Origin of the sequence: Serratia sp. 1D1416, from assembly GCF_003641105.1 — a bacterium.
In the GTDB taxonomy this organism is placed as follows: Bacteria; Pseudomonadota; Gammaproteobacteria; order Enterobacterales; family Enterobacteriaceae; genus Serratia; species Serratia ficaria.
This window is the reverse complement of record NZ_CP032738.1, coordinates 3,343,707-3,368,824: the sequence shown is the minus strand read 5'-3', so window position 1 is coordinate 3,368,824 and position 25,118 is coordinate 3,343,707. Positions and strand designations below refer to the sequence as shown.

Here is a 25,118-nt window from a genome sequence, read left to right as displayed (position 1 = left end):
TTGGAGAACTGACGATGAGCCTTAACGTTTTCTGGTTTTTGCCCACCCACGGCGACGGCCACTACCTTGGCAGTTCGGAAGGGGCGCGCAGCGTCGATCACGGTTATCTGCAGCAGATTGCCCAGGCGGCGGACCGCCTGGGATTCGGCGGCGTGCTGATCCCCACCGGCCGTTCCTGCGAAGACTCCTGGCTGGTGGCCGCGTCGCTTATCCCGGTCACCCAGCGGCTGAAATTCCTGGTGGCGCTGCGGCCCGGCATCATCTCGCCAACCCTGGCGGCGCGTCAGGCCGCCACGCTGGACCGCCTGTCCAACGGCCGCGCGCTGTTTAACCTGGTCACCGGCGGCGATCCGGAAGAACTGGCGGCGGAAGGGCTGCACCTCAATCATGAGGAGCGCTATGAGGCCTCGGCGGAGTTCACGCAGGTCTGGCGTCGGGTGCTGGAAGGGGAAACCGTCGATTTCCACGGCAAGCATATCCAGGTGAAAGGCGCCAAATTGCTGTTCCCGCCGGTGCAACAGCCGCGGCCGCCGCTCTATTTCGGCGGATCCTCCGCCGCGGCGCAGGATCTGGCCGCCGAACAGGTAGAGATGTACCTCACCTGGGGCGAGCCGCCGGCGCAGGTAAAGGAAAAGATCGCCGAGGTGCGCGCCAAGGCGGCGGCCAAAGGCCGCCAGGTGCGCTTCGGCATCCGCCTGCACGTGATCGTGCGGGAAACCACTGAAGAAGCCTGGCGCGCCGCCGACCGACTGATCGCCAACCTGGACGATGAAACCATCGCCAACGCCCAGCAGGCCTTTGCGCGCTTCGATTCCGTCGGGCAACGGCGCATGGCCGAGCTGCACGGCGGCAAAAAAGACAACCTGGAGATCAGCCCCAACCTGTGGGCCGGCGTCGGCCTGGTGCGCGGCGGCGCCGGCACCGCGCTGGTGGGCGACGGCCCGACGGTGGCGGCGCGGATGCAAGAATATGCCGACCTGGGCATCGACACCTTTATTCTCTCCGGTTATCCGCATCTGGAAGAGGCCTACCGCGTCGGCGAACTGCTGTTCCCGCATCTCGACCTGGCGGACAACGCGCCGGCGCAAGTGCGCCCGCTGCGTCCCCAGGGCGAGGTGGTGGCCAATATTTACGTTCCGCAAAAAGTGTCACAGAGCTGAGGAGCAACGATATGGCAAACGGCACGCAACGTATTCTGAACCGGCTGGCGCCCTGGGCGCTGCCGGTGGCGCTGGTGGTCATCTGGCAAATTTCCGTGGAGGCGGGCTGGTTATCCAACCGCATTTTGCCGGCCCCCAGCGCGGTGGTGACCGCCTTCTGGACGCTGACCAAAAGCGGCGAGATGTGGCAACACCTGACCATCAGCAGCTGGCGCGCGCTGATCGGTTTCAGCATCGGCGGCAGCATCGGGCTGATCCTCGGTTTTATTACCGGGCTGTCGCGCTGGGGCGAACGCCTGCTCGACAGTTCGGTGCAGATGATCCGCAACGTGCCGCATCTGGCGCTGATCCCGCTGGTGATCCTGTGGTTCGGCATCGATGAATCCGCCAAGATCTTTCTGGTGGCGCTCGGCACGCTGTTCCCGATCTACCTCAATACCTATCACGGCATCAAGAATATCGATCGCGGCCTGCTGGAAATGGCGCGCAGCTATGGCCTGAGCGGTTTCCGGCTGTTTACCCAGGTGGTGCTGCCGGGCGCGTTGCCGTCGATCATGGTCGGGGTGCGCTTCGCGCTCGGCTTTATGTGGCTGACGCTGATCGTCGCCGAAACCATTTCCGCCAACTCGGGCATCGGCTACCTGGCGATGAACGCCCGTGAATTCCTGCAGACCGATATCGTGGTGGTGGCTATCGTGCTGTACGCCCTGCTCGGCAAGCTGGCGGACGTCGGCGCGCAGCTGCTGGAGCGCGTCTGGCTGCGCTGGCACCCGGCTTATCAACTGAAACAGGGAGAAGCGTTATGACCCTTCCCGCTCGTATTTCGCAAGGCACGCCGGTAACGCTGGAGTCCATCGCCAAGCGTTACGGCAACCGCACCGTGCTGGACGATATCCAGCTGCGCATCACCTCCGGGCAGTTCGTTGCGGTGGTCGGCCGCAGCGGCTGCGGCAAAAGCACCCTGCTGCGCCTGATGGCCGGCCTGGAAAACGCCAGCGGCGGCGCGTTGCTGACCGGCAACGCCCCGCTCAGCAGCGCCAGAGAAGATACTCGCCTGATGTTTCAGGATGCGCGTCTGCTGCCGTGGAAAAAGGTCATCGACAACGTCGGCCTCGGCCTGCGCGGCCATTGGCGCGATAACGCCCTGCAGGCGCTGGACGCCGTCGGCCTGGCGGATCGGGCCAACGAGTGGCCGGCGGCGCTGTCCGGCGGCCAAAAACAGCGGGTGGCGCTGGCCCGCGCGCTGATCCACCGCCCCCGCCTGCTGCTGCTGGACGAACCGCTGGGCGCGCTGGATGCGTTGACTCGCATCGAGATGCAGGGGCTGATTGAAAATCTGTGGCAACAGCACGGCTTTACCGTGTTGCTGGTCACCCACGACGTGAGCGAAGCCATCGCGTTGGCGGACCGGGTGATCCTGATTGAGGAAGGCCGCATCGGCCTGGATCTGGCGATCGATTTGCCGCGGCCACGCCGCAAAGGTTCGGCCAGGCTGGCCGAGCTGGAGGCCGAGGTGCTGGAGCGGGTATTGTCGCCACCGACCTCGGTAGCCGCGTCGCAGCGGGCGATGAATTAAAAAAAGGGACGGCGGATGCCGTCCCTTTTTCTCGTCGAGAGCGTGATTTACGCGTCGAGCGCCTTGCTGATCTTCTCGTACAGATCGCCGGACAGGTTTTCCAACCCCTTCAGCTGTTCCAGCGCTTTGCGCATCAGCGCCTGACGGCCGGCGTCGTAGCGTTTCAGGCGGATCAACGGTTCGATCAGGCGCGCGGCGATTTGCGGATTGCGCTGGTTGAGATCGCTGAGGATTTCCGCCAGGAACTGGTAACCGCTGCCGTCGGCGGCATGGAACGCCGCCGGATTGCCGGAGGCGAAGCCGCCAATCAGCGAGCGGGTGCGGTTCGGGTTGCTCAGGCTGAACGAACGGTGTTGCAACAGTGCGCGCACCTTGCTCAGCACGTCCGCCGCCGGGCTGCTGCCCTGCAGCACGAACCATTTGTCCATCACCAGGCCATCCTGATGCCAGCGCTCATCGAACGCCGCCAGCAGCGCGTCGCGACAAGGCAGCTGAGCCGCCACCGCCGCGGCCAACGCCGCCAGCGAGTCGGTCATGTTATCCGCCTGACGATACTGTTCGCTCACCAACTTGTCGGCCAAGGCCACGTCTTCACCGAAGGCCAGGTAGCCCAGACAAACGTTGCGCAGGGCGCGCTTGGCGATCTCGCCGTGCTCCACGCGGTAACCGTCGGTCCGGTTGGCGTAATACACCGCCAGCCACTCGTCGGCCATTTCCTTCGCCAGGCAGCGAACGATCGCTTCGTGCACCGCGGCGATCGCTTCCGGATCGATGGTGGCGAACAGTTCGGCAACCTCGCTTTCCGACGGCAGCGTCAGGATCTGCGCCGCCAGCGCCGGATCCAGCTGTTCATCCAGCAGCACGGCGCGGAACGCGTCGGCCACGTGCAGCGGCAGCGACAGCGGCTGTTTCTGCTGATGTTTGGCCACGTTCAGCTTGATGTAGGTCGCCAGCAGGCTCTGCGCCGCATCCCAACGGGCGAATTCGTTGCGCGCATGCTGCATCAGGAAGGTCAGCTGCTGATCGCTGTACGGATAGTCCAGCTTCACCGGCGCCGAGAACTCGCGCAGCAGCGACGGCACCGGCTTGTGCTCCACGCCGTCGAACACGAAGGTTTGCTCTGCTTCGGTCACGTTCAGCACGTTACCGATCGGCGCACCCTCTTTTTGCAACGCAATGACGTTGCCTTCGCTGTCGTACAGTTCGATATCCAAGGGAATATGCAGCGGCAGTTTTTCCGGCTGATCGGCGGTCGGCGCGGTTTTTTGGCTGACGAACAGGCGATACTGCTGATTTTCGGCGTCGTAGTCATCGCGCACCGTCAGCAGCGGCGTGCCGGACTGGCTGTACCAGCGGCGGAACAGCGACAGATCGACATTGGACGCGTCCTCCATCGCCTGAACGAAATCATCGCAGGTAGCCGCGCTGCCGTCGTGGCGTTCGAAATACAGCTGTATCCCTTTCTGGAAATTCGCTTCGCCCAGCAGGGTGTGCAGCATGCGGATCACTTCGGATCCTTTCTCATACACCGTCAGGGTGTAGAAGTTGTTCATTTCGATCACTTTATCCGGGCGGATGGCGTGCGCCATCGGGCTGGCGTCTTCGGCGAACTGCGCGCCGCGCATCACGCGCACGTTATCGATGCGGTTGACCGAACGCGAACCCAGATCGGAGCTGAACTCCTGATCGCGGAATACCGTCAGCCCCTCTTTCAGGCTGAGCTGGAACCAGTCGCGGCAGGTCACGCGGTTGCCGGTCCAGTTGTGGAAATATTCGTGGCCGATCACCGCTTCGATATTCAGATAATCCTTGTCGGTGGCGGTTTCCGCCTTCGCCAGCACGTACTTGGAGTTGAAGATGTTTAGCCCTTTGTTCTCCATCGCGCCCATGTTGAAGAAATCGACCGCCACGATCATATAAATGTCGAGATCGTATTCCAGCCCAAAGCGGGTTTCATCCCACTTCATCGAGTTCTTCAGCGACGTCATCGCCCAATCGGCGCGATCCAGATTGCCGCGGTCAACGAACAGCTCCAGCGCCACTTCGCGGCCGGAACGGGTGGTGAAGCTGTCGCGCAGCACGTCGAAGTCACCGGCCACCAGCGCAAACAGATAGCAAGGTTTCGGGAACGGATCCTGCCACTGCACCCAATGGCGGCCATGGTCCAGTTCGCCCTGGCCCACCCGGTTGCCGTTCGACAGCAGGAACGGATAGCGCGCTTTATCGGCCGTAATGCGGGTGGTAAAGCGCGCCAGCACGTCCGGACGATCCTGATAATAGGTAATGTGGCGGAAGCCTTCGGCCTCGCATTGGGTGCACAGCGCTTCACCGGACAGGTACAGGCCTTCCAGCGCGGTATTTTTCGCCGGATGAATGTCATTAACGATGGTGAGAGTAAATTGTGCTGGCAACTCATCAATCAACAGCTGGTTATCCTGCAGACGGTAGGCGCTCCACGCCTGGCCATCAACCTGAATGCTCACCAGCGTCAGGTCTTCACCGTTCAGCACCAGCGGCGCACCGGCGGCGCCCTGGCGTTTGATTTTGCTGACGGCGGTAACCCGGGTGGTCTCTGCGTCCAGATCGAAATCCAAATCGATATCGGTGGTGGTGTAATCTGGCGCGCGATAATCGTGGCGATACTTCGCCTGTGGCTGTTGTGTCATAAAAACCCTTCGACGTCTCAGTGAGTTACAGGTGCCAGGCCGTCATCATCCGCCAATGCCCTGATGCGCATCGCTTCGCGGTTTGGCCGATGGACCCGATTGTAAATAAACTGTATCACAGCTGCGTAAAAAACCCAGAGATGGCAGGCCGCCGAAGCGGAGAAATCAGAGGCGGATCGTAAACCGGCGCGCCCCGTCAGTCCTGTCGACCGCCCCGGACTTGAAAATCAGCATTTAATGCTAAATCCGGCGCGGCGGCGCCGCGGGGTATAGTTAAGGCGGCGCGGACGGCGCGATGTTATAATTGAACGATCAGGCTTAGGGATGTTCGGCGATATGAAAGTTAAATACTTTATCTATTTTTTCACCTTCTGCTTGATGTCGTCGTTCGCCATCTTTATTGCCGATGAGCTGTTGGAAGCCCACGCCGATTATCGCGAAAATCAGCTCGCCCTGTATAAAATCAACCGCGCCAAAGAGATTTCCGAAGCCTTTCAGGCCTCGCTGCAGGCGCACCGTCTGAAGCGCCTGAGCCTGATCAATCCGCAGATTACCCGGGCGCAGTGCCAGGCCGCCGATCGACTGGCGCGCGACAAAATAGCCCTGATCCGCCCCCACCTGGAAACCTGGGTTTCACAGCAGCTGGGCGTGCGGCAAAAAATCGCCGCGCTGTCGATGATCGGCCTGATGGAACAGCTGCTGGACAACGACAATCTTCAGCTTTCGCAGGTTAACGACGCCAACGCCAACCTGTTCAATATCAACAGCGCTTACTATATTTCGCAAACCAGCAAAAGCTATTATCGCTATACCTATGATACCCGCATGCTGGATACCGACTCATTTATGTTCCTCGAGGCGATTCGGCTGAACAACCGGCTCAACATGTCCCTGACCGAGCTCACCGATCAAATCATCGACGTCAATCGCAACCCGCAAGACCGCAAAGACGCTTATTTGAAGTCGATCCAACTGACCGGCGTGTTGAATGCGCTGAGCACCCGACTGATCTTTATGAAAATCAGCTATGACGATGCGCAAACCACCCGCCTCGTCAATATGCTGCTCGAGCTGGTCTCAAAAGATCGGCTCGCGCAGATCACCGGCGGGCTGTATACGGCGATCGATACCCATACCGACTACCCTATCGATTTTATTGAGCGCTATGTCGATGAGCTGAGCGCGCTTTCGCAACGGCTGTACCAGCGCAGTTACGAAATGGAAATCGCCGCCGCGCAGCACCAAATCTACGACAGCCAAACGGCCATCGACGGCATGATTTCTCTCGGCTGCCTGATCACGCTGCTTATTTTGCTGCCGTCGCTGGTGTTCTGTTCAAATATCAACCGCTGGCTGACCAAGACCCACAATAATATTGCCCGGCTGGCGCGCGGCAATATGAACATCGATCGCAACGAGGTGTTCTATAGTCAGGAGCTGATCGCCATCAGCGACGCCATTCAGCAGCTGCGGCAGTACCAGTTGGACAAGGTGTCGCTGGAGAGCGAGAAACAGCTGCTGATTAAAGAGCTCGAGGCATCGTCATTCCTCGACCCGCTCACCAACATCTATAATCGGCGCAAGTTTTTCCTCGAGTGCGAGCTATTGGGCAGCGGCAGCTACCCGCTGGCCTTCTGCCTGATCGACATCGATAACTTCAAAAGCCTCAATGACAGCTACGGCCACGACGTCGGCGATCAGGTGCTGGTGGCGTTCGGCCGCCTGCTGCAGCAGGCGTTTCGCGCCAGCGACATTTTTTGCCGTTACGGCGGCGAGGAGTTCGCGGTGATCCTGGGCAACTGCACGCTGGAGAATGCGCGCAATATTATGGAACAGCTCAGGCAGCGCACGCATCGCCTCAGCCTGACGCTGGCCAACGGGCAACAGGTGCGTTTCACCACCAGCTGCGGCATTGCCCAGGTCAACGCGTTTTCGACGCTGCAAGGCGCTATCAAACGGGCGGACGAAGCGCTCTATTTTTGCAAGAGAAACGGCAAGAACCGGGTGAGCGTGCATACCCTGAGCGGTTTTATCTGAATTGTTGTTTAAAATAATTAACATTATAATTTTTATGACTAATTAGGCTAAGTCATTCACCTTACAGGCTTATCTGGCTTTTCTGTCGCCATCCCGCAAGCAAGCCGCCATAAAGGCACGTTTAATCCTCGACCCGCTCCGGTGATTTGTGGTGTGATGCAGCTTCAATAACAGGATAATCCGGGTATACTCCCCCGACTTTTTTATGATTATCCGGATTTGGACACGCGCCTGACGAGGATGCTGTAACGCGCTATGACTCAATACGCCTCCCCGATTTTGACATCACTGCTTGATACTGACGCTTATAAGCTTCATATGCAGCAAGCAGTGTTCCATCGCTATCCCGCAATCAGCGTTGCGGCGGAATTCCGCTGCCGCAGCGACGAGTTGCTGGGAGAATATGCCGACGAGATCCGTGCGCAGGTCGCGCTGATGAGCCAGTTGGCGCTGACCGACGCCGAGTTCGCCTACCTCTCGGGGCTGCCCTTCTTCCGCCAGGACTATTTGAACTGGCTACGGGATTTTCGCTACGACCCGCAACAGGTGACCATCGATAACCGCGACGGCAAGCTGCAGATCCGCATCGCCGGGCCGTGGCGCGAGGTGATCATGTGGGAGGTGCCGCTGCTGGCGGTGATCAGCGAAGTGGTGCACCGCCACCGTTCGCCGGAGGTCACCCCGGAGCTGGCCGTCGCCCATCTGCGCAGCAAGCTGACGCAATTCAAAACGCTGGCCGGCGATCTGGATCTCTCGCGTTTCAAGCTGATGGACTTCGGCACGCGCCGCCGTTTCTCGCAGGGCGTGCAGCAGGCGATCGTCAGCACCCTGAAAGCGGAATTCCCGTATCTGGTCGGCACCAGCAATTACGATCTGGCGCATCAGTTGGCTCTGGCGCCGGTCGGCACCCAGGCGCACGAGTGGTTCCAGGCCCATCAACAGATCAGCCCGGTGTTGGCCAACAGCCAGCGCGCCGCGCTGCAGGCCTGGCTGGATGAATACCCGGAGCAGCTCGGCATCGCGCTGACCGACTGCATCACCATGGACGCCTTCCTGCGCGATTTCGGCCTGCAGTTCGCCCAGCGCTACCAGGGGCTGCGTCACGATTCGGGCGATCCGTTCGAGTGGGGCGAGAAAGCCATCGCCCACTATCAGAAGCTCGGCATCGACCCGATGAGCAAAACCCTGGTGTTCTCGGATAACCTGGATCTGGACAAGGCGCTGGCGCTGTACCGCCGCTTCTATCGGCGCATCAATTTGGGGTTCGGCATCGGCACGCGCCTGACCTGCGATATCCCGGGCGTCAAGCCCCTGAATATCGTGATCAAACTGGTCGAGTGCAAAGGCAAGCCGGTGGCCAAGCTGTCCGACAGCCCGGGTAAAACCATCTGTCAGGATCAGGCCTTCGTGAAAGCCCTGCGCAAAGCCTTTGACCTGCCGCTGGTGAAAAAAGCCAGCTGAGGTTCCCTTATATAAAGAAAGCCGGCCGGATCACCGCGCCGGCTTTTTCTTTACCTGCGCCTGTCTGCGCCCTTTTTACCCGACGCCGAGAAATGTTGCGCCAATCCGGCGATTTCTGCTTGTGCTCTGCACCGCGGCAAGTAACATAGCAATCATCCCCATATTCTTGGGTTGTAAGCTATTTCTAAACCAAATATTAAAGAGAGAAATCTATGAGCGTAGTGCCTGTAGTCGACGTACTGCAAGGTCGTGCTGCGGTTGACAGTGAAGTCACCGTGCGCGGCTGGGTACGTACCCGGAGAGATTCTAAAGCTGGCATCTCCTTCCTGGCCGTCTATGACGGTTCCTGCTTTGATCCGTTACAGGCCGTCGTTAATAATTCTCTGCCGAATTATCAGGATGAAGTGCTGCACCTGACCACCGGCTGCTCGGTGGAAGTGACAGGTAAAGTCGTCGCGTCTCCGGGCGAAGGCCAGAGTTTCGAACTGCAGGCCACCGCCATCAAGGTGGTCGGCTGGGTTGACGATCCGGACACCTACCCGATGGCGGCCAAGCGCCACAGCATCGAGTACCTGCGTGAAGTGGCGCACCTGCGTCCGCGCACCAACCTGATCGGCGCCGTGGCGCGCGTGCGCCATACTCTGGCTCAGGCCATTCACCGTTTCTATCACGAGAACGGCTTCTTCTGGGTCTCTACCCCGCTGATCACCGCCTCCGATACCGAAGGCGCCGGCGAGATGTTCCGCGTTTCGACGCTGGATCTGGAAAACCTGCCGCGCACCGATAAAGGCGCCGTCGACTTCAGCGAAGACTTCTTCGGCAAAGAGGCCTTCCTGACCGTGTCCGGTCAGTTGAACGGCGAAGCCTATGCCTGCGCCCTGTCAAAAATCTATACCTTCGGCCCCACCTTCCGCGCCGAAAACTCCAACACCAGCCGCCACCTGGCGGAGTTCTGGATGATCGAGCCGGAAATCGCCTTCGCCAACCTGGCCGACATCGCCGAACTGGCGGAGAAGATGCTGAAATACGTGTTCCAGGCGGTCCTGGATGAGCGTATGGACGACATGCAGTTCTTTGCCGAGCGCGTAGACAAAGACGCTATCGATCGTCTGAAACGTTTCGTGTCATCGGATTTCGCCCAGGTGGACTACACCGAGGCGGTAGAGATCCTGATCGCCTCCGGCCAGACCTTCGAAAACCCGGTTTCCTGGGGCATCGATCTGTCGTCCGAACATGAGCGCTATCTGGCGGAACAACACTTCAAGGCGCCGGTGGTGGTGAAGAACTACCCGAAAGACATCAAAGCCTTCTACATGCGCATGAACGAAGACGGCAAAACCGTGGCGGCGATGGACGTGCTGGCGCCGGGTATCGGCGAGATCATCGGCGGAGCTCAGCGTGAAGAGCGTCTGGACGTGCTGGATCAACGCATGGAAGCCATGGGGCTGAATAAGGAAGATTACTGGTGGTATCGCGACCTGCGTCGCTACGGCACCGTTCCTCATGCCGGTTTCGGCCTGGGCTTTGAACGTTTAATCGCCTATGTGACCGGTGTGCAAAACGTGCGCGACGTCATCCCGTTCCCGCGTACGCCACGTAATGCAAGCTTCTAATTAATCAGTTTAAACTTTTTTTTAACCGATTTTGTTACAAAACAAAGGCCAGCTCTGCTGGCCTTTCGCATTTTTTAATATTGACGTCCGTCACAAAGTTCCCTGAATATTACATATTGTTACAAATACTTTCTTTTTGAAACCGCATTAGTATATTCGTAGCATTTTCGTTCTAGATTAACCCGCCGCTGAATGGAACACTGCGTTCAGACACAGGACGACACCAATCTATCAACAATAGTTCAAAAGAATTATTGGCGGCAGTGGCAAAGGTGTCCGAATAACACCAATGAGGGTAATAATGATGAAGCGCAACATTCTTGCAGTGGTAATCCCGGCTCTGTTAGCTGCTGGTGCAGCAAACGCAGCTGAAATCTACAACAAAGACGGCAACAAGCTGGATCTGTACGGCAAAGTTGACGGTCTGCACTACTTCTCCGACGACACAGAAAATGATGGCGATCAGACCTATGTTCGTTTCGGCTTCAAAGGTGAAACCCAAATTACTGACCAACTGACCGGTTACGGCCAGTGGGAATACAACGTTCAGGCTAACCACGCTGAATCTCAGGGCACCGAAGGCACCAAGACTCGTCTGGGCTTCGCGGGTCTGAAATTCGCTGACTACGGCTCATTCGACTACGGCCGCAACTACGGCGTACTGTACGACGTGGAAGGCTGGACCGATATGCTGCCAGAGTTCGGTGGCGATACCTACACCTTCTCCGACAACTACATGACCGGCCGTACCAACGGCGTTGCGACCTACCGTAACAACAACTTCTTCGGTCTGGTTGACGGTCTGAACTTCGCCGTTCAGTACCAGGGTAAAAACGAGAACGACAGCCGCGCTCTGAAGAAACAAAACGGCGACGGTTGGGGTATCTCTTCAACTTATGACATCGGCGAAGGCGTAAGCTTCGGTGCCGCATACGCGTCTTCCGACCGTACCGACGATCAGACTAATCTGTCTACCGCCAAAGGCGACAAGGCCGACGCATGGACCGTGGGCGCGAAATACGACGCCAACAACGTCTACCTGGCCGCCATGTATGCCGAAACCCGCAACATGACCCCATACGGCGAAGCTGATAACACCATCGCCAACAAAACTCAGAACTTCGAACTGACCGCACAGTACCAGTTCGACTTCGGTCTGCGCCCAGAAGTGTCTTACCTGCAGTCGAAAGGTAAAGACCTGGCTGGCCGCACCGCTAACGGCTCTCGCTTCGCCGGCGGCGACGCTGACCTGGTTAAATACGTTTCTGTTGGTACTACCTACTACTTCAACAAAAACATGTCCACCTACGTTGATTACAAAATCAACCTGCTGGACGAGAACGAATTCACCAAGGCTAACAAAATCGCTACCGACGACATCGTTGGTGTAGGCCTGGTTTACCAGTTCTAAGCTGTCGCTTAACGGCGGTTCACCGTCGGACAAGTTAAAAAAACAGGGCTTCGGCCCTGTTTTTGTTTTTACGCCATGCGTGAATTTTTATCCTGCCGATTTGCCCTTCCCCATCATTTTTCCTGCCTAATGCGCCGCCTTCGCAACATCGCGGTGTTTTTGTCGCAAACGGTTGGCAAAGCCGAAAACTGGCGCTACCCTGATGCCTCTGTCTGCTTAACTCCGAGATTTGGAAGCACCTGACATGTTTGAAAAAATCACTGCCGCACCCGCCGACCCGATCCTGGGCCTGACCGACATTTTCCGCGCCGACGCCCGCCCAAATAAAATCAACTTAGGGATTGGCGTTTATAAAGATGAAACCGGCAAAACCCCGGTGCTGACCAGCGTAAAAAAAGCTGAACAGTATCTGCTGGAAAATGAGACCACCAAGAATTATCTCGGCATTGAGGGCATCCCGGCGTTCGCCAGCTGCACGCAAGAGCTGCTGTTCGGCAAACAGAGCCCGATCGTCGCCGACAAGCGCGCACGCACCGCGCAAACGCCTGGCGGCACCGGCGGGCTGCGCGTAGCGGCTGACTTTATCGCCAACCAGACCAGCGCCAAGCGCATTTGGATCAGCAACCCAAGCTGGCCGAACCATAAAAACGTCTTCGGCGCAGTCGGCCTGGAAGTGCTGGAATACGCCTACTATGACGCCGCCAACCACGCGCTGGACTTCGACGGCCTGCTCAATAGCCTGAAACAGGCGCAGGCGGGCGACGTGGTGCTGTTCCACGGCTGCTGCCATAACCCGACCGGCATCGACCCTACCGCCGAGCAGTGGGCCCAGCTGGCTGAGCTCTCCGTGGCCAACGGCTGGCTGCCGCTGTTCGACTTCGCCTATCAGGGCTTCGCCAAGGGCCTGGAAGAAGATGCCGAAGGGCTGCGCATTTTCGCCGCCAAGCATCAGGAACTGATCGTCGCCAGCTCGTACTCGAAGAACTTCGGCCTGTACAATGAGCGCGTCGGCGCCTGCACCATCGTGGCCGCCGATGCGGAAACCGCTGACCGCGCGTTCAGCCAGGTGAAGGCGGCGATCCGCGCCAACTACTCTAACCCGCCGTCTCATGGCGCAGCGGTGGTCGCCACCATCCTTAGCAACGACGCGCTGCGCGCGCTGTGGGAGCAGGAACTGACCGATATGCGTCAGCGCATCCACCGCATGCGGCAGCTGTTTGTGAACACGCTGCAAGAGAAAGGCGCACAGCAAGACTTCGGCTTTATCATCAACCAGAACGGCATGTTTTCGTTCAGCGGCCTGACCAAAGAACAGGTGCTGCGCCTGCGTGAAGAGTTCGGCGTCTACGCCGTAAACTCCGGCCGCGTCAACGTTGCCGGCATGACGCCGGACAACATGGCGCCGCTGTGTGAAGCCATCGTCGCCGTGCTCTGACAATCGCCGCGCGGCAGCCAAGAAAAAGGGGCGCTCAATGCGCCCCTCGTTATTTCTGCCGGGAAATAACCGTTACCAAACCGGCGGTTCTTCCTGCAGGAACGGGTTGGTCTGGCGCTCATGGCCGAAGGTCGACATCGGGCCATGGCCCGGAATAAAGGCCATGTCGTCGCCCTGCGGCAACAGCTTGGTGCGAATGGAGTCGATCAGCGCCTGATGGTCGCCGCGCGGGAAGTCGCTGCGCCCGACGCCGCCGTTAAACAGCACATCGCCCACCAGCGCCAGCCGCGCCTGCTCATTGATGAAGACAATGTGACCCGGGGTATGGCCAGGGCAATGCAGCACCTTGAAATGCATCTCGCCGACCTGCACCTCATCGCCTTCGGCCAGCCAGCGGTTGGGCGCCAGCGGCGCGCACTCTTCCAGGCCAAACATTCGGCTCTGCGCCGGCAGGCCATCCAGCCAAAAGGCGTCTTCCTTATCCGGCCCGTAGATCGGCACCTGATAGTGTTCGGCCAGCTCAGCGGCGGCGCCAACGTGATCGAGATGGCCGTGAGTCAGCAAGATCTGCGAAATTGTCACGCCCTGCTTCGCCACTTCAGCTTTGATTTTTTCCGCTTCGCCGCCGGGATCGACCAGCGCCGCCTGTTGGCTATGCTCGCACCAGATCAGGCTGCAGTTCTGGCTGAAGGCGGTAACGGGAATAATGTGGTATTTCATAAGGCTCCAACAACGACAACGGCGCCATACCCCACGGGCTGGCGCTGTTCACCTATCGGCACAGGCGATTACCAAGTCCGTACCGGGCCGGTATCGATGTGTACAAAGTTGCTACGTGGGTAATATCCTACACCACCGGCGCGCATTTTTAACGCCGCTTTGCGGATATTGCTCAGCTGGACGCCTTCAATATGGAAGTCCATCGCCTGGCCCTTGGTGTGGTAGCTGTGCTTCGCCACGCCGCGGCTATGCGCGCGCAGTTCATTATTGGTGTCCAGAGAGCGGTAACCGGAAATCAGCTGCACCGGCTTGCTGGTGCCCAGCAGCCCCTGCAGGCGGTAAAGATGGTCAAAGAGGCGAGGATCGATCGATTTAACCTTATTGGCGCGATAATCGCGGAACAGATGATTAAGCCGCACCAGCTCTTCTTTATTGTAACCTTTGCCGTCGAAAAACTCGGCTTTAATAGATTCACCGGTATGCAGGTTATTCAATACCAAAATACGCGGACGAGCGGTAGAAAGACTGGCGAACGCCTGCCCAGGGAGCAGCGCTATGCCCATAGCTGCGCCGCCTAGCGCCAGCCATTTACGGCGATGATGATCAATTTTGTCCATGACTCTGTTAAACCCGGCAAGAATGTCAAAAAATATGCACAAGAAAGCGCACTGTCCGAACCATAACCGCCTGCGTATGCTGAGTCAACCCGCGATACGCCTAGGTTTACGGGCCCCCGCGTAAGGGGGCCTGTGGTATAGCCAAACATTCTGACCGTTATTTATTTATAATTACTGCATTTATTGCATTAATTTTTCGGCCTGGGCCAAAATTTGTGCGCCCGATCTCACCGTATTATCATAATTGTAAATATCTGTACGGAATTGCGGCTGGCCGTCGTCAGAAACCCAAGCCGTCAGATAATACAATTTAACCGGAATACGCTGGCGAATATTCACGTAAGTGGTATTCCCCTCTTTCAGCGTGGAAGAAACGCGATTGTTGTTCCAGCCGGCGTCCTGCAGCAGCATATTCGCCAAATCAGACGCTTTGTTCACCCGCACGCAGCCGGAGCTGAGCGCGCGAATGTCTTTCTGGAACAGGCTGTGGTTCGGCGTATCGTGCAGATAGATGGCGTCCGAGCTTGGCATGTTGAATTTGAAGCGCCCCAGCGAGTTGGTAGCGCCCGGCGCCTGGCGCACCCGGTACGGGAAGTTGCGCGCGGAAACCATGCTCCAGTCGATCATCGCCGGGTTAATCACCTCGGCGTCGTTGCTCCAGCCGGAAAGCACGGTATAGCCGTGTTTCTGGAAGTAGTTGCCGTCGCGCATCGCCTTCGGCACGATATCCTCGCGCACCAGCGTAGTCGGCACGTTCCACGGCGGGTTGACCACCACGTTGTTCAGCGCGCTGCTCATCAGCGGCGTTTTACGGCTCGGCCGCCCCACGATCACCCGTGAAGACAGCACCTCGTTGCCGTTTTGGTAGTAGGTCAGCGAATAATTGGGAATGTTCACCATAATCCCGGTGCCGACGTGCCCCGGCAGGATGCGCAGGCGCTGGATATTCAACGCCAGCAGCGCGGCGCGGGTTTTCGGTGAAACATTCAGCCATTCGCGGGTGCGCGCGCCGATCACGCCGTCGGCGCTCAGCCCTTGCCATTTCTGGAAGCGCTTGACCCCTTCCACCAATTCGTCGGTGTACAGGTTATCGCTGACCGTCGCGGGCGCCGTCGGCTGCGTAATCAGCGCGGAGTTGGGCGAGGTGCTGAGATCCTGCACCGGCGCCGCCGCCGGGCTGACCGCCGCCTGGCTTTCGCGGTTTTTCTCTTCATCGACCGACAGACCGCCGTCATCGGGCTCATTGCGCGTCGCCAGCACCACCGCCGGCTCCGGCTGCGCTTCCGGCGCGGCATCGGTCAGCATGCCGGTGCGCTTGAGGATTTCGCGCAGCGCCGGAATGTCATTGCTCAGCTGGCCGGGGCGCAGGCTCGGGCCGTTGGCGACCTGCGGCCACGGCCGGTTATTGGCCAGCATGTCGCGCAGCGCTTGATGCATCTTGGCGTACTGCGGATGCTGCGGCGCCAGCGAATTGACGTAGCCCAGGGTTCTGCCCTGGCGCACCGCCAGTTGCCACTGGTTGATCACCGCGTTCGGCGGCAGACCGAGCTTGTAGGGAATATTGCTGTAGAGCCAGCTGTTGCCGTTGGCGCCGATGGCGGAAACGAACTGCAGATAGCCGAGCATGGCGTCGGACAACACAATGTCGCGCCCCACGTCGTTAATCGCCGGATCGGTGAGCATTTTCACCCATTGGGTGAACTGCGGCTGCACGCCGGACATCGCCAACTCGGCCAACTGCTGTTGAAACTGCTGCACCGCCTCGCGATCCTGCCACATCGGCTGCATATGATTCGCCGCGTAGAGAGGAGCCAAGGTTGAAAGGTAGTGCGGCGCCATGCCTCGCGGCAAGGCGGCCAACAGTTCCGAACGGCTTTGCGCAACGGACATGCCAGATGACGCCACCGGAAACGCCGGCACGGTTGCCCATGCGGGTAACGACGACGCAAGACCACATGCGATAGCGCAACTCAGCGCCAGACGCCGTATTGAGTTTCCATTTTTAAGCAACATCCCTTGCCCCCTGTATGCTCACAAAAAATACATCAAAAACTGCTTATGGTTTCAGTATACAAACAGAAAGGCCATTTCGCCCCGCAGAGCGCCGAATAACTGTTTATTTCATTAAGCTACCCGGTTTTCACCGGATAAAAAAGCAGGTCTATCATCCACGCGCACAAAAAAATAGCCACCCCGGGGCGGCTATTTTCAGAATATTAGCGCGTTTTTTTACGCTAAGGGGTTTCTACCGGCGCATTTCCCAACGCCGGCGGCTCGCTGGCGAAGCCGCGCAGCCCCACGACATGCACATGCTCATGGTTCTGGAACACCTTGCGCACCAGCTTGTAGGTGGTGCCTTTTTCCGGGCTGATGTTCTCCGGCGCCGCGATGATCAGCTGCATTTCCAGACGGTCGCACAGCTCGAACAGCGTAGCGATGGACTTGGCGTCCAGACGCGCCGCCTCATCGAGGAACAGCAGACGGCAAGGCGAGATGTCTTTGCCGCGCAGGCGACGCGACTCTTCTTCCCAGCTCTGCACCACCATCACCAGGATCGACATCCCGGTACCTATGGCTTCCCCGGTCGACAAGGCGCCGCTTTCGGCGCGCAGCCAGCCGTCGGAGCCGCGGAACACCTCCACCTCCAGCTCGAGGTAGTTGCGGTAATCCAGCAGCTCCTCGCCGATGGTTTGCGGCGTGCGCTGCCCCATGTCGATCTGCGGGTTCAGGCGCTGATACAGCTTGGCCAGGGCCTCGGAGAAGGTCAGGCGGTTGCTGTTGAACAGATCCTGATGCTGCTCCTGCTGCTCGGAGAGCACGTCCAGCAGCGTGGCGTGCGCTTCACGCACGTTGACGTTCAGCCGCACGCTCTTCACCTGGCCGAAGGAAACCGCCTGCAGGCCCTGGTTGAGCATGCGGATGCGGTTCTGCTCGCGCTGAATGGTCTTGCGAATGATGTTGGCCACGCTGCGGGAACTGATCGCCAGCTTCTGTTCGCGGGCGGTCAGCTCTTCGGTCAGACGGCCCAGCTCGATCTCCATCTGTTCGATGGCTTCGACCGGATCGTCGGTGCGGATAATATCCTGGCGGATACGCTCGCGCAGGTGTTGGTAGACCGCAATGTAGAACTGGATCTTGCGCTCCGGCCGCTTCGGATCTTCCGACAGACGCAGCACGTCGCGCAGGTGTTCGTTATCCGCTACCGCCAGGCGCAGCGCGCCGAGCGCCTTGTCCGACATCGAGCGCAGCTCGTCGCCGTCCATATACGCCAGCTCGCGGCGGTGCAGGCGGCGCTCTACGCCGTTGTCTTTCACCATGCGCATCACGGCGCACCAGCCCGCCTTGGCGGTCACCACCTGCTCACGCAGCTGATAATAATCGCGTTCCAGCTTGCGCAGCTTCTTCTGCAGGCTGTCCATTTCCGCTTCGCAGAAGGTCAGCTGTTTTTCCAGCTGGTTGCGGCGCGCACGGTTGTTGCTCAGCGCCGCGTGCAGTTCGTCGCGGCGCTGACGCGCACGCGCTTCGGCATTGGCGTCGGCCTGCACGCCGATATCCACCAGCTCCTGGCTCAGCTCTTTCAGCATGTCGCGCTTGGCGTCATAGGAGCTCTTCAGCGAGGCCAGCACCTGGCTGTACTGGGTGAACTGGCTCTGGTATTGGCGCAGCTGTTCGCGCGCGCGCGCGCGTTCCGCCTCCGCCTGCTCCAGACGCTGACGCAGCTTGTCGTTGAGATCGTTGTTGGCGTTCTGCATACCGGCGGAATCGGTATAGCTGAAGTGCGCGCGGCGCTGCACCACTTCGGTGAGCGCAAACGCCTGCTGCTTGGCCTGACGCTGCACGCTTTGCGCCTGCGCATAGTCCTGCTGCAGCTGTTCGTGTTGCTGCGGGTCGCTCTGCAGCACCGACAACAGCGGCTCCAGCTTGGTCAGGGAAACGCCGTGTTGCTGAATGTGACGCGCGGCGTCCTGCGCCTCTTCCAGCTCTTCGCGGATTTCTTCCACCCGATCCTGCAGGGTTTCGTCGTTCAACAGCGAAACCAGCGGCGTCAGGCGGTTCAGCGCGGAAATGCCCTCTTTGGCCTGATCGTACTGCTGGCGCTGCTGCTGGTTCTGCGCCTCATGGTTGTTCAGCGCGCGTTCGATCTCGCCGCGGCGGCCGTTCAGGCTGCGGATTTCCGCTTCCGGATCGGCGTCGAACGCCACCGCCAGATGGGTGCCGATAAAGCGGCTGAAGGCCTGATGCGAACGCTGGGTTTTCTGTACGTCGAACGACAGCGTGGCGTAGCGCTCCGCCAAGGTTTCGCGCTCGGCGTGCAGCACTTCCAGGCGGTTTTCGCGCGCGGCGCGGCCGAACAGCGGCACCTCAGGATAACGCGAGTAACGCCACTGGCGGTCGGCGGTTTTCACCAATACCGCCCGCTCCTGCTCTTCGACGGCGAATACGCTGTCGTCGAACGACTGCGGGTCCCCTTCGATCAGGTAGAGATCTTCCGGGCAGTCTTCCAACCCTTCCAGCATCTCGCGCACCAGCGACAGATCCGGCACCACGATGGCGTGGCGCGAAGGACCGTACAGCGCCGAGAAGTACGGCGCGTCGTCGATGGTGACATCGTCGTAGATTTCAGACAGCAACACGCCGCCAAAGCGTTCGGCCAGGGTAACCAACCGTTGATCTTCGGCGCCGCCAGGCTGGCTGAGGCGTTCGATCTGCGCTTCGACTTGGCGTTTGCGCGCCGCCACTTCGTCGCGTTCGACGGTGGTTTCACGCTCGCGCTCCAGCAGCTGCTGCATGTACTCGGTGACCTGCTGGCTGCTTTCCAGCGCTTCGCCGCTTTGTTCACTGAGCTGGCTCAGGGAATCCTGCGCCGCCAGCCATACCGGCGCGCGCGCCGTCAGTTCGCGGATGCGCTGCTGAAGCTGCTCCAGCTCCTGACGCATTTCCATCCGGCGTTCGCCGGCTTCGCTAACGCTCTGCGACAGCGATTCCAGACGCTCTTCCAGCTCCTGCTGCAGCGCGTCGAGATCGTCCGGCTGATATTCCTGGCCGTGGCGCTTGCAGAACTCCTGCAGCAAGCGTTCGGCGTCTTGCTGGGAGCGCAAACGCTGTTCCAGCTCACTCAGGCGCAGGCGCAGCGGCTGCACACGCTCGGCAAGGTGCTGCTGCGAAGGCCAGTCGCGCAGCAATTCGCGCGCGCACTGCCAGGCTTCGCTGCGGCTGACCTGGCCGGCGATTTTACCCACCAACTGATAGGCCTGTTCAAACTGACCGTGCGCGGCGTCGGCCACGCTCAGCTTTTGTTCCAGCATCAGCAGGGCTTCGGTCGCTTCCTGCTCGCGCGCCTGGAAGGTGTCCAGCCAGTGTTCGGCGTTGTCGGCGGTCAGCTCCGGCAGTTGGCACAACCCGCGGGCGCGCTCCAGCGCCTGCAGCGCCTGCTGGTACTGAATGGCGCGGGTCTGCTGCACGTCGAGCGCCTGCTGGTAGTCGGCGAGCTGGCTTTTCAGCTCATCCACTTCCAGCTCGGCCGCCTCGGCGCGCGCTTCGTTCTCGGCCTGCTGTTCGCCGGCTTCGGCCACCACCTCGTTCTGCTCTTCCAGACGGTAGGTCAGCTCTTCCAGATCGCCCTCATAGCGTTCGATCTTCTCCTGCTGCCGCATCGCCGTCTGCACCAGATTCAGGTGATCGCTGGCGGCCTGGTAGTCGGTTTCCAGATCGGATTCGGCGCCGCTCTGCTCCGCCAGCTCGCGCGCCATCTCTACGTGGCGATACTGCTCGGCGGCCAGCTGTTTGCGGCTGCCCAGCAGATCGCTGCGCAGCGCCAGCGCGCCGTCCAGGTGGATGCGGCGTTCGTTGGCGTGGCGCATGTAGTCCGCCGCCACATAGGAGGTGGCTTCGGAAATCAAATGCTTGAACAGGTCGCGGTCCGACTGGGTCACGCGGATCGCTTCCAGCGTCATGCGGTTTTCGCGCAGCGCGGCTTCCATATCCTGGAACGCCTTGCGCACGCCGCTGTTTTCCGGCAACAGGTAGTCGCGCAGCGAGCGGGTGATGGCGCTGGAGATGCCGCCGTACAGCGAGGCTTCGATCAGGCGGTAGAACTTGCTGCGGTCCGCGGAGGAGCGCAGGCGTTTAGGGATCACGCCCAGATCGAACATCAGGGAGTGGTAATCGGTGATGGAGTTGAACTGCTTGAACTGCACCCCCTCCATCTCTTCAACCCGCTCTTTCAGCTCCTGCAGCGACAGCACGCGCGCCTGACGCTCGCCCACCGTCTGGGTCAGGAGTTCGGTCGGCTGCACCGCGGTCGGCAGGCCCTGAATGGTGAACGGCTTGATGTCGACCTTGCGATCGCGCCCGGCCACCTGCTGCAGACGCACGCCCACCACCACGCGCTGGTGGCGCGAGTTGATCACGTCGAGCGTCGAATAACAGACGCCGGCGCGCAGCTTGCCGTGCAGGCCTTTATCGCGCGAACCGCTGGTGGCGCCCGCCTCGGTGGTGTTGCGGAAGTGCAACAGCGTCAAATCGGGGATCAATGCGGTGACGAAGGCCGCCATGGTGGTGGATTTCCCCGCCCCGTTGCCGCCGGACAGCGTGGTCACCAACTCGTCCAGATCAAAGGTGCGGGCGAAGAAGCCGTTCCAGTTAACCAGCGTCAGCGAGCGAAATTTACCGCGTTCAATCATTCCTGTTCATCCTCTGCACCGTCGGGAGCGTTATCGACCTGCTGATCCTCAGCGTCATTCTCATCGTTCAGCAGCAGGCTGTTCTCTACCGGCATCGCCTCGCCGTCGCGGATCATGCGCAGCTGCGCCTCGCGCGGATCGTCGCCGCTGCGCACATCGGCGCCAAAGCGGAACACCGCCTCGGTGATGCGGAACTTGCTGCTGTCGTTGCCCATGAAATAGACCATGCCCAAACGACGCAGACGGTTCAGCGAGGTGCGCACCTTTTCGTGCAGCTTCTGGCGATCGAGATCCGAGCCGGTGGAACGCTGGTTGACGAACTTCAGCAATTTGCTCTCGTCCGCCAGGCTCAGCAGCTCATCGTACAGCTCCTGATGGCTGAATATGCCCTCGTGCGCCAGGCGTTCCGGGCTGAGATAGAGGTAGCACAGGATCTTGCCGACCATCATGTCCAGCTCGGACAACACCGAGCGCGGGATCAGGGTGGTGGAGCGCGGGCGCAGATAGAAGAATCCTTCCGGCGCCCGGATCAGCTCAACGCTGTAACGGTTGTAAAACTCTTCCAGTTCATCCTGGAAGTCCATTAAGAAGGCATGGTTGTCCAGCTCATCGATACCGATGTGACGACCCGCGCGCAGTTGGCTATCCAGCGCCGGGAACAGCGCGTTGGACAGTGCCTTGGCCAGCTTGACTGGCATTACTTGTTCAATATTTGTCGATGACATGGGCCTGGACCTTGGCTCCGTAATCATTGATTGCCTGCCATTCGGCCGGCAACCCGGAGAAATCTGCTTCAGCCACACCGAGGCGCACCGCCTGGTCGACCACTAAACGCGCCACGTCGAAATGACGGGCACGCGGATATTGCGCCAGATAATCGCGCATCACCGCCCCAAGATTGAGCGGCATCTGTTGTTCCTGATAAACCTTCAGCGCCTGTTCGATCATCGCCGCCAGCTGTTCGCGGATTTCGCTGAACTCTTCGAACTCCAAATCCGCCGGCAGTTCCCCGGTCACTTCCTCACTGCGCAGCGCCAGCTCTTCGTCACGCATATCCAGCAGACGGTCGGCGTTGGCGTGGGTCAGCGTCCACGGGTTGTCGAAATAGTTTTGCACCGACTGGCGCAGGCGCTGGGCGAACACGCGGTTTTTATCCATATCGATGGCGGTACGGATAAACTTGTGCACGTGGCGGTCATAGCCGATCCACAGGTCGATCGCCTGTTGGCCCCAGCTGATGATGCGGTCCAGCTTGCTCTGCAGATCGAACACCAGCTTGTCGACGAAGCCCAGCTCCGCGCCGCCCAACGTCGCGTCCTGAATGCGCAGCAGGTTGGCCTGCAGCTTGTCGCCCGCCGCTTCCAGCGTATCCTGCAGCTCGCGCAGGGTGCCGGAGGTTTCAGACAGCAGCATCTCACAGCTGGAGATCGCCGCGCGCCAGTCCTGGTTCAGCAGCGCCGCGATGTCGTCCTTCACGCCCTGCTGCTGTTCGTCCATCACCCGTTGGGTCATGTCGATGCTGTCGAAGATCTCGGCCACCGAATATTTCAACGGCGCAAACACGTTGCGGTGCCAATGGAAATCATCCCCGCCCTCTTCGGCGGCGTCGGCGGCGCGCTTCAGCTCCTGCGCCACGATCGACAGCTGCATCGACAGCCGCAGCGTGGAAAATTCGCGCTGGCGAATATAGTAATCGGTAATGCCGATACCCAGCGGCGTCAGACGGTAAATCGCGTTGCCGTCCGCCAGTTCGCTGGTAAAGCGGTTCAACAGGCGCTGGCGCACCATGTCGTTGATCGCATTGTTGGCGCGGATGGCGACCGTTTCATGCGTCTGTTCGAAACCTTTGCTGACATGGCGAAATGCATCAACCAGCTCACCTTCGCTCATCTCGCCGTCCAGCCGCTCGCCGTTCAGGGTGGCGATAGCGAGCAGAAATGCGAGACGCTCCGTAGGGAGCGAAATAGAGAAATCATTTTTCCGTGCCCAGGCGACCAGTTCGGGTACTGTCTGGGAAAATTCACTCATAGTTCGTCCTTCAGGTTTGGTTTATGCGCCATGACGTGAATATAGCGCCCCAAACTCACGTACGGCTCCTGCCGGCAGTAGTGCTGTTCAAGCGCCAATAACTCTTCAAATTTTTGTGTCTGCAACTGCCTGCTCTGCAGATAATCATGGAACACCCGCACGCCGGTTTTCCCGCCGATGCGCATGCCCATTCGCTCCAGCCAGCCGTACACCTGCGGCGGACTGTGCGGATACTGCGGCGACAGTGAACGTTTTCTGCGCCTTCTGACCTCGGGATCCACCAGTTGGAAATTACCCAACACCACGTTGCGCATCAAGAGGCCATTGGCGTTAAAGAACATCAGCGACAGCGCGCCCCCCGGCAGCAGACTGTCGAATAACGCCTGGAGCGCGGCTTCGGGTTCGGCGATCCATTCAAGCACTGCATGAAACAATATCAGATCGACCGGCTGTTCCAAATGTTGAGCGATATCCTGCGCCGAACTTTGTATGAATTGCATGTTCTGGCTCACACCTTTCTGCTCGGCCAGCTGCGAGGCGCGTTGGATCATCTCACCAGAAAGATCGCACAACAACACCTGATGTCCTAATTCTGCCAGTTGGCAGGCCATATGGCCTTCGCCGCCGCCGGCATCCAGAATGCGCAGCGGGCGCTGCGGCAACTGCGCCAGCAACGCGGTCAGATCCTGCCAAACCACGGCCTGACGGATCTTCCCTTTGGTGGTGCCGTAAATGTTACGCGCAAACTTTTCAGCAATATCGTCAAAATTGCGATCCTGCATGGACTACGGCTCCGCTGATCTTATCCTGCTGGGGGCAAAGCGCCAGCCCATTCAAACCTGCTATTTTGGCACAGACTGGCTTAGAATGTATCTTCTTGCGGCCTGTTTATGCCCGGATGCCGTTTTTTCACCCAAAAGGATCTGATTTCCGATGCTGTTCAACCTGAAAAAGTTCATCGGCGCCCTGTTAATGCCGTTACCCGCCCTGATGCTGTTGATGGGGTTGGCGTTGCTGCTGCTGTGGTTTACCCGCTGGCAAAGAAGCGGCAAGACGATTTTAACGTTGAGTTGGCTGTTTTTGCTGCTTTTCAGCCTGCAGCCGGTGGCCGATCGGCTGCTGCGGCCGATCGAATCCGAATACCGGACCTATCGCGGCAATGACCCGGTCGACTTTATCGTGGTGCTGGGGGGCGGTTATACCTACAACCCGGACTGGGCGCCGAGTTCGAACCTGATCGGCAACAGCCTGCCGCGGGTAACCGAAGGAGTCAGGCTCTATCTCGCGCATCCGGGCGCCAAAATGGTGTTTACCGGCGCCCGCGGCGCGAATACGCTCAGCAACGCCGCCACCGCCGCGCGCGTGGCGGAAAGCCTGGGCGTGCCGGCGCAGGACATCGTGATCCTGGATCGCCCGCTGGATACCGAACAGGAAGCCGGACAAGTGGCGGCGCTGGTCGGCGCGCAGCCGTTCATTTTAGTGACGTCGGCCAACCATATGCCGCGGGCGATGCGCTTCTTCGTCGCCAAGGGGCTGCACCCTATTCCCGCGCCGGCCAATCAGTTGGCGATCGCCTCGCCGCTGAATATCTGGGACCGCATCATGCCGTCCTCGATGTTCCTCGGCCACAGCGAACGCGCATGGTATGAAACGCTGGGCAGCCTGTGGCAGCGCCTGAAAGGCGCCGGCGAAACCGGCGCCGATTAGCGGA

At 59.6% G+C, this 25,118-nt stretch carries 17 protein-coding genes; 9 read left to right on the top strand and 8 right to left on the bottom strand.

Going from position 1 to position 25,118, the window contains the following annotated elements; all coding sequences use genetic code 11:
* Positions 1–14: 14 nt before the first annotated feature.
* From ssuD to ssuB, 3 genes are read left to right on the top strand one after another with little or no spacing between them, the layout of a single operon-like run.
* Positions 15–1,160, top strand: a complete 1,146-nt coding sequence (gene ssuD / locus D7I37_RS16235) for an FMNH2-dependent alkanesulfonate monooxygenase (protein WP_061798022.1) — start codon at positions 15–17, stop codon at positions 1,158–1,160.
* 11 nt (positions 1,161–1,171) lie between these two features.
* Positions 1,172–1,966, top strand: coding sequence for an aliphatic sulfonate ABC transporter permease SsuC (gene ssuC / locus D7I37_RS16230; RefSeq protein ID WP_129543996.1), 795 nt, complete (start codon positions 1,172–1,174; stop codon positions 1,964–1,966).
* The gene (gene ssuB, locus D7I37_RS16225) at positions 1,963–2,736 is read left to right on the top strand and encodes an aliphatic sulfonates ABC transporter ATP-binding protein (RefSeq protein ID WP_061798025.1); all 774 of its coding nucleotides are present in this window, start codon (positions 1,963–1,965) and stop codon (positions 2,734–2,736) included. The genes ssuC and ssuB overlap by 4 nt, the downstream gene beginning before the upstream one ends.
* Before the next feature lie 47 nt (positions 2,737–2,783).
* Here ssuB and pepN read toward each other — a convergent pair whose 3' ends face one another.
* Entirely contained in the window at positions 2,784–5,402 is a 2,619-nt protein-coding gene (gene pepN, locus D7I37_RS16220) for an aminopeptidase N (protein ID WP_129543995.1), read from the bottom strand.
* 336 nt (positions 5,403–5,738) lie between these two features.
* On the opposite strand from pepN, the gene D7I37_RS16215 reads away from it, so the two are divergent.
* The 5 genes from D7I37_RS16215 to D7I37_RS16195 all read left to right on the top strand — a co-directional run bounded on the left by D7I37_RS16215 (position 5,739) and on the right by D7I37_RS16195 (position 13,359).
* Positions 5,739–7,439: a GGDEF domain-containing protein gene (locus tag D7I37_RS16215; RefSeq protein WP_061798184.1), complete on the top strand. Its 1,701-nt coding sequence runs from the start codon at positions 5,739–5,741 to the stop codon at positions 7,437–7,439.
* A gap of 255 nt (positions 7,440–7,694) precedes the next feature.
* Positions 7,695–8,900 carry a nicotinate phosphoribosyltransferase gene (gene pncB / locus D7I37_RS16210; RefSeq protein ID WP_061798027.1) on the top strand — a complete coding sequence of 402 codons (1,206 nt, stop codon included), beginning with the start codon at positions 7,695–7,697 and terminating at the stop codon, positions 8,898–8,900.
* A gap of 212 nt (positions 8,901–9,112) precedes the next feature.
* Entirely contained in the window at positions 9,113–10,513 is a 1,401-nt protein-coding gene (asnS, locus tag D7I37_RS16205) for an asparagine--tRNA ligase (RefSeq protein WP_061798028.1), read from the top strand.
* Positions 10,514–10,814: 301 nt separating this feature from the next.
* A complete protein-coding gene (gene ompC, locus D7I37_RS16200) occupies positions 10,815–11,924 on the top strand; it encodes a porin OmpC (protein WP_305792261.1) in 1,110 nt (369 codons plus the stop codon).
* 244 nt (positions 11,925–12,168) lie between these two features.
* Positions 12,169–13,359, top strand: coding sequence for an amino acid aminotransferase (locus D7I37_RS16195; RefSeq protein WP_061798031.1), 1,191 nt, complete (start codon positions 12,169–12,171; stop codon positions 13,357–13,359).
* Between the two features lie 72 nt (positions 13,360–13,431).
* On the opposite strand, the gene D7I37_RS16190 is transcribed toward D7I37_RS16195, so the two are convergent.
* The 7 genes from D7I37_RS16190 to cmoM all read right to left on the bottom strand — a co-directional run bounded on the left by D7I37_RS16190 (position 13,432) and on the right by cmoM (position 24,189).
* On the bottom strand, positions 13,432–14,079 hold the full coding sequence (locus D7I37_RS16190; RefSeq protein ID WP_061798032.1) for an MBL fold metallo-hydrolase: 648 nt from the start codon (positions 14,077–14,079) through the stop codon (positions 13,432–13,434).
* A gap of 68 nt (positions 14,080–14,147) precedes the next feature.
* Positions 14,148–14,696: a YcbK family protein gene (locus D7I37_RS16185; protein WP_095096804.1), complete on the bottom strand. Its 549-nt coding sequence runs from the start codon at positions 14,694–14,696 to the stop codon at positions 14,148–14,150.
* A 180-nt stretch (positions 14,697–14,876) separates the two neighbouring features.
* Positions 14,877–16,709 (bottom strand): L,D-transpeptidase, encoded by a 1,833-nt coding sequence (gene ldtD, locus D7I37_RS16180; protein WP_061798034.1) that lies wholly within the window; start codon positions 16,707–16,709, stop codon positions 14,877–14,879.
* A gap of 221 nt (positions 16,710–16,930) precedes the next feature.
* On the bottom strand, positions 16,931–21,379 hold the full coding sequence (gene mukB / locus D7I37_RS16175; RefSeq protein ID WP_061798036.1) for a chromosome partition protein MukB: 4,449 nt from the start codon (positions 21,377–21,379) through the stop codon (positions 16,931–16,933).
* Positions 21,376–22,104, bottom strand: a complete 729-nt coding sequence (gene mukE, locus D7I37_RS16170; RefSeq protein ID WP_061798037.1) for a chromosome partition protein MukE — start codon at positions 22,102–22,104, stop codon at positions 21,376–21,378. The genes mukB and mukE overlap by 4 nt, the downstream gene beginning before the upstream one ends.
* Positions 22,085–23,407 (bottom strand): chromosome partition protein MukF, encoded by a 1,323-nt coding sequence (gene mukF, locus D7I37_RS16165; protein WP_061798038.1) that lies wholly within the window; start codon positions 23,405–23,407, stop codon positions 22,085–22,087. Before mukF ends, mukE begins: the two co-directional genes overlap by 20 nt.
* A complete protein-coding gene (gene cmoM / locus D7I37_RS16160; RefSeq protein ID WP_061798039.1) occupies positions 23,404–24,189 on the bottom strand; it encodes a tRNA uridine 5-oxyacetic acid(34) methyltransferase CmoM in 786 nt (261 codons plus the stop codon). The genes mukF and cmoM overlap by 4 nt, the downstream gene beginning before the upstream one ends.
* Before the next feature lie 151 nt (positions 24,190–24,340).
* On the opposite strand from cmoM, the gene elyC reads away from it, so the two are divergent.
* Positions 24,341–25,114: an envelope biogenesis factor ElyC gene (gene elyC / locus D7I37_RS16155; RefSeq protein ID WP_061798041.1), complete on the top strand. Its 774-nt coding sequence runs from the start codon at positions 24,341–24,343 to the stop codon at positions 25,112–25,114.
* The last annotated feature ends 4 nt before the right edge of the window (positions 25,115–25,118 follow it).